The organism is Microcoleus sp. bin38.metabat.b11b12b14.051 (assembly GCF_013299165.1).
Classification (GTDB): domain Bacteria; phylum Cyanobacteriota; class Cyanobacteriia; order Cyanobacteriales; family Microcoleaceae; genus Microcoleus.
The window spans coordinates 87,170-100,118 of sequence record NZ_JAAFKD010000021.1 but is presented as its reverse complement, the minus strand read 5'-3'; the positions used below and the strand labels follow the sequence as shown (position 1 = coordinate 100,118).

5 protein-coding genes are annotated in these 12,949 nt (G+C 46.3%); all 5 read left to right on the top strand.

What is annotated here, in order from left to right; all coding sequences use genetic code 11:
• Position 1 precedes the first annotated feature (1 nt).
• Positions 2 to 2,830 carry an OmpA family protein gene (locus tag QZW47_RS21085; RefSeq protein ID WP_293130844.1) on the top strand — a complete coding sequence of 943 codons (2,829 nt, stop codon included), beginning with the start codon at positions 2 to 4 and terminating at the stop codon, positions 2,828 to 2,830.
• Between the two features lie 2 nt (positions 2,831 to 2,832).
• The gene (locus tag QZW47_RS21080; protein WP_293130841.1) at positions 2,833 to 3,369 is read left to right on the top strand and encodes a Rab family GTPase; all 537 of its coding nucleotides are present in this window, start codon (positions 2,833 to 2,835) and stop codon (positions 3,367 to 3,369) included.
• Positions 3,366 to 4,919 (top strand): PAS domain-containing sensor histidine kinase, encoded by a 1,554-nt coding sequence (locus QZW47_RS21075; protein ID WP_293130838.1) that lies wholly within the window; start codon positions 3,366 to 3,368, stop codon positions 4,917 to 4,919. Before QZW47_RS21080 ends, QZW47_RS21075 begins: the two co-directional genes overlap by 4 nt.
• A 456-nt stretch (positions 4,920 to 5,375) precedes the next feature.
• The gene (locus QZW47_RS21070) at positions 5,376 to 8,168 is read left to right on the top strand and encodes an adenylate/guanylate cyclase domain-containing protein (RefSeq protein WP_293130835.1); all 2,793 of its coding nucleotides are present in this window, start codon (positions 5,376 to 5,378) and stop codon (positions 8,166 to 8,168) included.
• A gap of 335 nt (positions 8,169 to 8,503) precedes the next feature.
• A complete protein-coding gene (locus QZW47_RS21065) occupies positions 8,504 to 12,949 on the top strand; it encodes a PAS domain S-box protein (protein ID WP_293130832.1) in 4,446 nt (1,481 codons plus the stop codon).

The window sequence follows — 12,949 nt, the reverse complement described above, 5'->3', positions numbered from 1 at the left end:
CATGGCTTTACCGAAAGAAAATCCGGAAGTTGAAAATCAGCTAGAGGGTTTTGTTTCTCAACCTGACGAGCCTGCTGCCGAGGCAGCAACCCAGCTAGAACCCTTGCTGAATCTGTTAGTCGAACTCAAAATTATTGCCTGTTCAAAACAGCAAAATCCCGAGTCTGAAGGTGACAAAAGCAGCAAAAACGGTCAAGCTGGGGCCCTCGGCGGGTTGATGGATTTGTTGAGTATTTCCTCGCCCGAGCCAGAGTCCATTGCAGCACAGCAAAATCCAGCTCCCGAAGGTGACAGCAGCAACAACCACGTTCAAGCTGGGGATCTCGGCGGGTTGATGGATTTGTTAGGTATTTCCTCGCCCGAGCCAGAGTCCATTGCACCCGTTGGGCCAGAAACTGTATCTCCCCAACCTCAGTCTGCTAGTTCGCCGGATGTTACAGGCGATTCCAAAAGTTGGCTGTTCGCTACTCACAAACTCCGCACTTCCGAACTGGAAAAAAACTATTCTTCAGCTAAAACTATAGATGTTTCAGCAGATGTTTCGGATTTTGAGACAGAATCGCCACCCCTACAGGCATTGTCTGACTTGACAATCTCCGATTCTCCCCAGCACCTACAGGCAGAAAAATCCCAGGATTTTGACACCGCTTTAGATGATTTGGCAGGCCCAACTCTGGCATCACCCGCACTAACTGAGCCTCATACACCACTTCCCACACTTTCACAGCCTTCAGAAAAAATCTATGTAGATGCGGTGGTTGCTTCGCTGCAATCGAGTTCAAACTTGCCAGAAGAGCTGATACCGCTATCGCAGCGATCAGAAATCTTGGGGGAAATTAAACAAGACTTAAATGAAGCCGACAACGCGATGGGAAGGCTGCAAAATCTGATTTTTGGCTCCCAAATGTCAGATATCGAGCAAGTGAAAACTCTCCTGGCAGAAACCGATTTGCCCGGGGTGCGCCACCTGCTGGTAACCATCAACGATAAATTAGGAAAACTCGAAGATCAAATCTACAATCCCCAAGAGCTGATCGCGCTGATGTTACCTTGGATCGCAGAAATTCTCAGCCGCAAAATTGTAGATTCTAGAGAAGAAGTTGTCAACGCGATCGTCCCAATTATTGACGAAGTGATTAGGGCGAAAACTGTGGAAAACAAGTCAGCCATGAGTGCGGCAATCGCTGAATTGCTCCCCGACGCACTTTCTCAACAAATAGTCAATTCGCCAGAGGATATTGCTAAGGCGATCGCCCCAGAAATCGGCCTGGCCATTAAAGAGCAAATTCGCCTCGATCAAGAGTCGATCGCCCAAGCCCTCGCCCCGGAAATGGGCAAAGCGATTACAGCCCAGATTGCCCTCGAACGCGACTCTATGGTGGATGCTCTCTATCCGGTAATTGGCAGTACGATCTCTAAATACTTGGCAGAAGCGATTCAAACTATCAATGAAAAAGTGTCAAATAGCTTAAGCATGGAAGGAGTTGGGCGCAAAATTCGCTCCCAAGTACAAGGAGTCTCCGAAGCTGAATTAATCCTCAAAGAATCAATCCCTTTTACCGTCCAAGCAGCCTTCTTAATTCACAAAGCATCCGGCTTGGTAATTTCCGAAGTTCAAAACTCAGAAACCCACCAGTTAGAATCAGAAATGGTAGCAGGAATGCTCACAGCTATTCGCAGCTTTGTTAACGAGTGTATCGTTCAGCCAGGAGAAATTTCCGAACTCAATCAAATTGAATACGGCGACTCCAAAATCATGCTAGAAGTAGCCGGATACTGTTACATGGCAGTCGTGATTAAAGGACAACCGCCCAAGTTTTTTGTTGACAAAATGCGAAAAACAGTTAGTAATCTCATCCTGAATTACGCTAAATTAATTCACGAATTTAACGGCGACCCCGGTACTATACCCGACTCGCTGCACCCGTTTATCAAAAGTTTATTCGACCCGCCTGAAAAGGAAAAATCAAAGAAACCCCCGATCCTGTTGCTCGGCCTGAGCATGGCAGCCCTCAGCTTAATCTTAATACCATGGGGAATTTATCAGCACCGCCGCAGCATCGACCGCAGCATCGAAGCAAGTACCGCTTTAGCTTTAGCCTCGACCCCAGAATTAGCCGTTTACCGCTTAAATGCTGATGTTGACGGCAACACTCTCAAGTTAACCGGAAAATTGCCAAATGCAGAATTGCGCGCCCAAGCTGAAAAAATAGCCGCATCAACTGCACCAAATCTGAAATTAGACAATAAAATTATCGCTGTATATGTACCTCCCGATCCGGTGTTGACGGCGGCCCAGGTGCAGCGGCTCACTGCTGTTTTGAACCGGTTGTCGGGCGTTTCTATTTCTAGTCGGTATGGCGATCGCAAAGTTACTGTATACGGTACAGTCACCGACGGTGCAGACCTCGATAAAATTGCTCAGTCCTTCAAGGAAATTCCCGGCGTTGAGTCGGTAGTCAGCACTGTTAAACTAGATCCGCTCAAAATTGCCAGCCGCATCTACTTCGAGCAAGGAACGACAACATTAGACTCAACATCAGCAGGCATTATCGCCAGTGTCAAAAGTTTCATGGATCAATATCCTCAAAAACATATTAAGATAATTGGGCACAGCGATCGCACTGGGGAACTTGTCATAAATCAACGGTTGTCGCTCCAGCGTGCCGCAGCAGTGCGAGATGCTTTGGTGCGGCAAGGTGCTGACCCCAAGCGCCTCCAAACGGCTTGGAGTTTAAATCCTCCACCCGGCGTGGAACCCAATCAACCGCTAATTTTAAGCAGATGCGTGCTATTTGAACCCATAACTAAGATCGTAAACAGCAAATAATTATGTCAGTTACTATATCTAAGAAAATGTGCATGATTGGCGACTTTGGCGTAGGCAAAACCAGCCTGATCCGCCGTTTTGTCGATCGGCAATTCAGCGACCAGTACCTCTCGACAGTAGGAGTTAAAATTTCCCGCAGAAGTATCGTACTAGAGAACGTAAAACAGCAAGAAATTGTCACAGCCCAGTTGCTGATTTGGGACTTAGAAGGTCATACAAAATTCAAAGGAATCGCACCGACTTACTTGCAGGGAGCTAGCGGCGTTTTAATCGTTGCCGATGTCACCCGCTCCGAAACAGTTGAGCGAATCTCAGAACACATTAAACTTTTTTCTTCAGTCAATCCCAAAGGCTCAATAATCATCGCTTTGAACAAAGTAGACTTGATTGACGAGGAAAAATTAGCACTGCTAGTGGAAATCTCCCACTCAATCGGTCAAGACAAAGTAATAGCAGTTTACACGACATCTGCTAAAACAGGTAAAGACGTTGACGAAATTTTCCACAAGCTAGCTTACACAATGGTAGAACAAGTATGAACCCCCTTTTTCAGAAGCTTTTGGGCCCGCGACAAACAGAGTATCTGGTAGTAAATCACAATTTCATCATTCAGGAAATCTCTGCCGAAGTCCAGAATTATGCCGATACTCCCGGCGACGCGCTCCCCGGTGCAGATGCTCGCATCTGTTTTCCCGAGCTAATTGGCATTGAAAATATCCTGATGTCTATCGTCATGGGACGGCGGCCGAGTTTTGAACTCAAAGGTATCGCTCGGTTTGCCGACAACAACCGCCCTTTATACTTCGATATGTTGGCGATAGAGCATGAAAACGAACAAGATATGGCAAGTAATTTGCTAATTTTGATTGAAGATACCACCGAAAAAATGGTGATGAAGCAGTCATTGATTCAGAGAGCGAATGAAGCCAATCTTTTGGTCAGCGCCTTAGCTGCTTCCAAAGATTATATAGATAAAGTTATTCGCTCCATGGGGGATGCTTTATTGGTGACAACAACATTAGGAATTATCAAAACCGTCAATCAATCGGCACAATGGTTGTTTGGATACAGCGAAGCAGAATTGATCGACCATCCCCTCTCGATAATAGTAGTCGAAGAAAAATTGCTGTACCAAGCTCGCCACCGCTATATTTTGTCTCAAAAAGAGCTGCTCAGAGAACTGGAAGTAGTCTGCGTTACTAAAAGTGGAGAAGAAATTTGGGTAGAATTTTCATGTTCGGCAATTCAGACAGAATTAGAGGGACTGTACGATTTTATCTATATCGGTAGGGACATCACAGAACGCAAGCAAGAAGAAATAGAAATTCGCCGCTCTTTGGCAAAAGAGCAAGAACTCAGACAAGTGAAATCTCGTTTTTTCTCAATGCTCGCTCACGAATTCGGCAATCCTTTGAATACTGTATTATTTGCTACTCAAATCCTCAAAGAATACGGAGACGAGATCACCAACGAGGAAAAACAAGAATACCTAGAACACGTTAAATCAGCATCTAAACACATGGCTCAGCTATTAGATGACGTGCGGTTGCTCAGCAGCGCCGAAGCTGGAAAACTCAAATTCAATCCCGCGCCAGTTGACTTGCCAAAATTTTGCAGCGAGTTAGTGGACTCAATTAAAATTAGTTACGGGAGAAATCATAGAATTAACTTAAGTTGCAGAAAAAAGAATACTTCATCAGCGAAAAAAACACTGCGGGAGTCAGACGAAACCCAACACTGGCCAGCACTTGATGCAAAATTGCTGCGACACATCTTGACAAATTTGCTGTCAAATGCTGTAAAATATTCGCCGATCGACAGCTACATTGATTTTGAATTAAATTGGCATAATGAAGAAGCTACATTTAAAATTAAAGACGCAGGCATTGGCATTCCGATAGAAGACCAAGAACAACTGTTTGAATCTTATTACCGAGCTCAAAATGTGGGAAAAATACCCGGTACAGGACTGGGTTTATCCATAGTCAAGCAGTGTGTGGACTTGCACGGAGGTCAAATCGAATTTGCCAGCGACACAGGGTTAGGCACTACATTTATAGTCACAATTCCATTTGACAAACAGAAGTAATACAATTTTCGCTTTTGGATTTGACAATTGGGAATGACCCAGCCAAAAAATGGAAGCCCCCGACGCTGATGAGCGTCTATCCCAAAATTTGAGACTCCAGTTCAATCTCCCAAATTATCTGCTGTAAAGTAAACCTCAAATCGACTAATGACTAATAACTAATGACGTTGGACGCTGGACGCTGCACGTTAGCGAGCGGGGACAGAACTTATAATGACCAATGACAAATGACCAATGACAAATGACAAATGACCAATGACAAATGACCACCCTTCGACTCCCCTCGACTTCGCGGGCGGGCAAGTCGCTCTTCGGGCGAGATGACAAATGACCAATGACCAATGACAAATGACAAATGACAAATGACAAATGACAAATGACAAATGACAAATGACAAATAACAAATGACAAATGACTATCACGAACAGAGGGCGCGTTCACTACTAAAAATCCAACATGACAAAGCTGTTAAAAAAACTGTTGGTTCCCCACCACTTGGAGTACCTAGCACTGGATCGAGACTTTTTAATCCAAGAGACATCTCTTCAAGTGCAGCGCTTTGCGGACTGTCCCGCAGAAGTAGCGGCCGGCAACGATGTCCGCATTCCGTTTCCCGAATTGGTGGGAACTGAAGAAATTTTAATCGATATTTTTGAAGGGCGGTTGCCAAATTTTGAATTAAAATCGATGACGCGGGTATTAGAAAATGGCTCGCGCCTTTATTTTGATATGTATATCGTCGAGTTCACCAATGACGATGATTATCAGAGATTAATTGTATTTTTTGAAGACGTAACCGACAGGATGGGTTTGGAACAAACTCTCGTCCAAGCTACCAATGAAATGAATATTTTATTGAGTACCTTAGCTGCCACTAATAATTATGTAGAAAAAATTATTACTTCCATGGCCGAAGTTTTGTTGGTAACAACAGCCTCGGGAAAAATTAAAAAAGTTAATCAAGCCGCTCAAGATTTGTTCGGTTACAGCGAATCAGAATTAGTGGGCCAGCAAATAGACGCTCTTGCTGCTGAGGGTGAATCTTTGCAAGCAGTCAGCCAATATCAGAGTCAACTTTCTCAAACGAACACGGAAGTAATTTGCACAGCAAAAACTGGAGAAAAGCTCACAGTTGCCTTTTCCTGTACGGCGATTCCCAGTGAAATGCAAAGGATTTATGAATCTTCGGCCGCCCTCCAAGATTTCGTGTACATTGGTCGCGACGTTACAGACAGACAGCGCTCCCGCAAGCGAAAAGTAGCTCAGTACGTCACCACTCGCATCCTGTCAGCATCTGAAACTATCAAAAAAGCTTTAGCAGCAATTCTTCCCGTGATTTGCGACAGCTTGGGATGGGATATCGCAGAACTTTGGATGCCAGAATCTGGGGAAAAATTGGTGTCAGGAAATAAGAGAATAACTGCGGTTTCCGACCCCAATCTGCTGCGGTGCGTCGCCAGTTGGCAAAAACGCTCAGTTTCGCTCCCCAAATTTTCCGAATCGGCCCAACAAATGACCTGTGGATTAGGCGAAGGATTGCCAGGTCTCGTTTGGACAAGCGGTGCCTCTCAGTGGATTGCAGATGTCACAGAAAACGACTCGTTTCTGCGCCGAGAAGTTGCCACTGAACAAGGAATGCACGGAGCTTTTGGATTCCCGATTTTGGGGGACTACGAGCTGGAAAATTCTGCAAGGTCTGTGTTGGGGGTGATTACTTTGTTTAGCTGCGAAGTGCAGTGTTTTGACGAAGAATTGCTCCAGACAATGGCAACAATCGGCAGCCAAATCGGTCAATTTATCAAGCGCAAACAAGCCGAAATAGCTTTGCGGGAAAGCGAAGAACAACTGCGAGACTTATTTGAAAATGCTACTGACTTAATTCAAAGTATTGGAGCGGACGGTCATTTTTTGTATGTAAATCGGGCTTGGCGGGAAACTCTGGGGTACAGCGAAGCAGAAATTGCTGAAATGACTGTTTTTGATATCATTCATCCTAACAGTTCCCCGGAGTCAATGGATATACTGTATCAAGCTATTACCAAAAAAAATGTTACTGAAAATACAGTTTATCCCGACTATATTCAAGCAATATTTATTACTAAACATTCTGAACAAATTTTGCTAGAAGGCAGCATAAGCTGTAAATTTTCGGAAGGTTCCCTAGTAGCAATTCGTGCTATATTGCGAGATATAACTGCTAGAAAAATGGCTGAAGATGCCTTGGCAAAGTCTGTGTCATTGCTGCAAGCAACCTTTGATTCAACTGCTGACGGTATTTTAGCTATTGACAGAAGCGGAAAAATAGTAACTTTCAATCGAGAATTTGTGGAAATGTGGGGCATACCTAACGAAGTGATGGCACTGCGAGATGACGCCACACAGATCGCTTTTGTCCTCAACCAACTCAAAGACCCCCAAGGATTTCTAGACAGAATTGAATCGCTTTACGATCAGCCGGAAGCCGAAAGTTTTGATTTGTTGGAATTTCAAGACGGCAGATTTTTTGAACGCTATTCGGAACCGCAGCGGCTGGGAGATAAAATTATCGGCAGAGTCTGGAGTTATCACGACATTACCGAACGCAAACAAGCAGAAGATGCTCTGCGGGAAGAACAAGAAAAATCAGAAAAGCTGCTGTTAAATATCTTGCCCAAGGCAATAGCAGAACGGCTGAAAAAAAATGAAACTACTATTGCTGAATACTTTCCGGAAGTGACTGTTTTGTTCGCAGATATTGTGGGGTTTACACATTTGTCTGCTCAGATGAATCCGATCGACCTCGTGGAAATCCTGAATAAGATTTTCTCAAGATTTGATTTGTTGTGCGAACAGCATGGTCTAGAAAAAATTAAGACCATCGGCGACGCATACATGGTGGTGGGAGGGCTGCCCAATCCCCGAACAGACCACGCAGAGGCGATCGCCCAAATGGCTCTGGATATGCAAACAGAAATGGCTCGGTTTAATGCTCAGAATAAGAAATATTTTAGCATCCGCCTCGGCATCCACAGCGGCCCTGTGGTTGCCGGAGTAATTGGCATCAAAAAGTTTATTTACGATTTGTGGGGCGATACGGTAAATATTGCTTCCAGGATGGAATCTCACGGTTTGTCTTGGCGGATTCAAGTCAGCGAAACTACTTATCACTTATTGAAGCACAAATATTTGTTTCAGGAGCGGGGAATTATTGAAGTTAAAGGCAAAGGTGGAATGACAACTTATCTGCTTGTTGGGAAAAAGTCCATTTAGTCAGTTGACAGTTGACAGTTGACAGTTGACAGTTGACTGTTGACTGTTGACTGTTGTCAGTTGACTGTTGACTGTTGACTGTTGTCAGTTGTCATACCATTTTTATAAAGTACCGCTACACAATTACCCCCCCAACCCCCCCTTACTAAGGGGGGGCTAAGAGTTCATTCATAGCACATCTTTAAAAAAATGGTATCAGTTGTCAGTTGTCAGTTGTCAGTTGACTGTTGACTGTTGTCAGTTGTCATTGGTCATTGGTCATTGGTCATTGGTCATCAGACCGATCGCTAAGAGTGTTGCTAGAGTTAGTTAGCAACACTTTTAGGCTCAGACTTATGCAACTTGCTAACTTGTTGGCAAATTTACGATCGCCCTTAGAATTTGTCGATCGCCATCCTGCGATCGTTGCACCGTCAACTTCTCTCGATGAGGCGATCGCCCTGATGTCTCGGGCGAGAAACCTTTGCCCGCTTCCGGGCTCAAACACCAGGGTAAAAACATCGATTAATTGCCTTTTAGTTGTCGAGGAAAACCAGCTAGTCGGTGTGCTCAGCCCGCCAGATGTGCTGAACTTAGTTGCCGCATCTGGCGGGCAAGAAATGAAAGTTGCCGACGCTATGACGCGGAATTTAATAGTATTAAAAGAATCAGAATTTACCGATATTTTTACCGCATTTAAGCTATTTTGTCAACACTCGATCGACTGTTTGCCAATTGTGGACGAACGAGGTCAACCCGTAGGTTCAGTCACCGCAGACACGATCCGCCCAGCCATGTATAGCTGCGTGGAGGTGCTGCACCGAGAAGTTGCAAAACTCACGGAAGCACAATCGGAAGTGTTAGACGCCCCGCCACAGTTCGCCTGTGCCACCAGCGGCAGCAGACAGGAACAACTGCAACTTACCCTAGATTTGACCCGTACCGGCAGTTGGCATTGGCACATCGCCACGGGCAAAATCGTGGGAAACGACAGCGGTTTCCAACTGATGGGTTTAAGGCCTGGAATTGACGAGTTAAATTATCAGGTTTGGCGCGATCGCGTGCATCCAGAGGATATCGGCCGAGTCGAGTTAGCCCTTGCCCGCGCCCTAGAGACCCGCAAGGACTACGAAAGCGAATTTCGCCTGATTTATCCCGACGGCAAGCTGTGCTGGATTTTGGAAAGGGGTAGAGGCATTTACAGCGAGACGGGTGAGGCTTTGGAGATGGCGGGAATCTCGATCGACATTACCGATCGCAAACACCTAGAAATCGCCCTCCAAACTTCGCAAGCCCAACTTTCAGACATTCTCAACAGCGCCACTCCCTCAATTTGCAGCTTTCGAGTATTTGGCGATCGAGATTGGGACTACGAGTATTTCTCCCGCGGCCACGAGCAAATCTTTGGCTACACTCCAGAGGAACTGATCGCAGACAAACACCTGTGGCTGTCGCGGGTGCTGCCAGAAGACGTGGAAAACATCATCTATAACCAATATGACAACATCTTTGCCGAACGGGCAGTTTCATTAGAGTATCGGTTTTGCCGATCGGACGGAACTTGGCGCTGGATTTCCGATGCGATCAATTCCCGGCGCGACAGTGCGGCAGACTGCTGGATTGTTACCAGCGTCGCCACAGACATCACCGATCGCAAAAATGCCGAAACAGCCCTGCGCCAGAGCGAAGCCCGCTACCGGGCGATTGTGGAAGACCAAACCGAACTGATTTGCCGCTACCTCCCCGACGGCAAAATCACATTTGTCAATCAAGCTTACTGCCGCTATTTTGGCGTGGAGGCGTCCGACTTGCTCGGCAACAGCTTTATGCCGCTCATCCCAGAAGCAGACTGGGAAATTATTCAAGACAAATATGCTTCTCTGTCTCCCTCTCATCCTGTTGCTACTTGCGAACACCGAGTAATTTTGCCGAGCGGGGAAATTCGCTGGCACCAGTGGAGCGATCGGGCGCTCTTCGACGACAACGGAGCGATCGTGGAGTATCAAGCTGCGGGCCGGGATGTCACCGATCGCAAACAAGCAGAAATCGCTTTGTGGCAACTCAATGCAGAATTAGAACGGAGAGTCCAGCAGCGGACTGAATTCTACGAACTGGCAGTATCGGCGGGCAAAGTGGGGGTTTGGGACTGGAATTTGGAAACCCACGAAATCTACGTCGATCCGTCTTTGAAAGCTTTGTTGGGCTTTCAAGACGCAGAGATTTCCAACCGCATCGAAGATTGGTGGTGTCTCGTTCATCCCGACGATCGAGTTGCAGTCGAGGCAACAATAAATGCTTATCTAGAGGGCGCGACAGAAATTTTTGAAGTCGAACACCGGATGCAGCGCAAAGACGGCAGCACTTGCTGGATGCTTGGCCGCGGGACTGCTGTTCGATCGCCCGACGGCACAGCCTACCGGCTCATGGGGACTGACACCGACATTACCGATCGCAAATTGACCGCAGAAAAACTGCAAAACTCCGAAGCCGAACTGCTGGCGCTGTTTAATGCGATGACGGATATCGTGCTGGTTTTCGATGCCAGCGGCCGCTATCTCAAAATTGCCCCCACGCCTCCCCAACTGCTGTACAAACGGGCGGCTTCAGCGCTGGGCAAAACCCTCGCCGAAATGTTGCCATTCGCGGAAGCTAATTTTGCCCTGGCACACATTCGCCAAACCTTGGCATCTGGGGAAACCCACAGAGTTGAATACAGCATGAACATTGAGGGCAAGTTAATCTGGTTTGATGGCAGTATTTCGCCGCTGGGAGTCGATCGAGTGATGTGGGTCGCCCGAGACATTACTGCGAGCAAACAGGCAGAAGCTGCACTGCAAAAGAGTGAGGCAAAGTTCCGCAATTTGTTTGACGATGCTCCTATCGCGATCGGTTTGGCAAGCGCGCGCGACTACCGGATGATCGAGGTGAATGAAGCTCACCGCCTAATGTTGGGCTACAGCGATGTGGAGTGGGCGGCAATGAGTTTCACTGATGTCACCCACCCAGAAGATTTACAAGCAGATTTAGAGCAAGTCAAGCAGTTGGTAGAGGGCAATATTCCTCGCTTCCAAATGGAAAAACGCTTGATTAAGAAGAATGGCGAGCTGATGTGGGCCAACTTGACGGTGACGCTGATTCGCGATCGCGACGGCCTTCCTCTCTACAGCATGGCGGCGATCGAAGATATCAGTTACCGCAAGGGGGCAGAAATAGAATTGCAGCAGTTAAAAGAACGCCTGCATTTTTTACTGGCTTCTAATCCGGCAGTAATTTTTACTGCTGCACCGGGCGACAATTTTTGTACTACTTATATCAGCGACAACGTTCAGGCAATCGTGGGCTACAATCCCCAAGAGGTCTTGGCAGATTCTAACTTTTGGTCGAGCCGGATTCACTCCCAAGAGCGAGGGCAATTTCTGGTAAATTTTTCGGCTTTGTCCGAGGCCGAAAACTGCATTTGCGAGTACCGCTTTCTGCACGGAGACGGAATTTACCGCTGGCTGCGGACGGAACTAAAACTATTAGTTGACAGCAAGGGCATTCCGATCGAAATTATTGGTTACGCGGCGGACATCAGCAATTCTAAACACGCAGAAATAGCTTTGCGCCAGCAGTTCGAGCAAGAACGGCTAGTGGAGGCGATCGCCCGTCGCGTCCGCCAGTCTTTGCAATTAGAGGAAATTCTCAATACTACGGTTGCCGAACTCCAGCAAGTCTTGTTAGCCGATCGAGTTTTGGTTTATCAAATTTTACCCGAAAGTGGCGGTTTAGTCTTTGCGGAAGCTGTGGCACCCGGATGCAGCCAACTCGTGGATCGATCTTTTGGCGAAGAAGTTTTTCCTCCCCAATGTTATCAGTTTTATTTGCAAGGGCGAATTTGTGCAATTTCCGAACTAGATGACCCCTCGATTACACCTTGTATGTTGGAGTTTATGCAACAAATTGAAGTGAGGGCGAAGTTAGTAGTGCCGATTATTCAGCACGGCGAAGTTTGGGGATTGCTGATTGCACACCAGTGCGATGGGCCCCGGGAGTGGCAAGAATGGGAAATCAATTTATTTCAGCAGTTGGTTAATCAATTGGCGATCGCCATTCAGCAATCTCTACTCTACCAGCAACTGCAAGCTGAGCTGAGCGATCGCTTCCAAGCCGAAGCAAATTTGAAAAACTCCCTCAAAGAAAAAGAAATTTTGCTCAAAGAGATTCACCACCGCGTCAAAAACAACCTTTGCGTAGTTGCCAGTTTATTAGAATTGCAATCTAACACAGTTGCCGACGCGCAATTAGCCAAGATGTTTGAACAAAGTCAGAACCGCCTTTATTCTATGGCTCTGATTCATGAGAAACTCTACCGCTCGACCAACCTAGCCAAAATTAATTTTGGCGAATATCTCGAAGATTTGGTAACAAACTTGTTTGACTCCTACAATATAAGTGACAACCGGATTCTGTTGCAGGTAATAGCTGAACCGATTTCCCTAAATCTTGAGACCGCTACTCCCTGTGGCTTAATTGCTAATGAACTGGTTTCAAATACCCTGAAACACGCTTTTCCTGACGGTGCGATCGGTACAGTTAGTGTAGAATGCTACCAAGGGGGCGATCGAGAAATCCACCTCTTGGTAAAAGACAACGGCATTGGCTTTCCTGAAAACTTAGATTTTCGGAAAACTAACTCGATGGGTTTTCAAGTTGTCTGTACTTTAACCGAGCAGTTAGAAGGAACCCTGGAACTGTCAAGACAAACAGGCACAGCATTTCACTTGATATTTAACGAGTTAATCTACTTTAAAAGGTTTTAA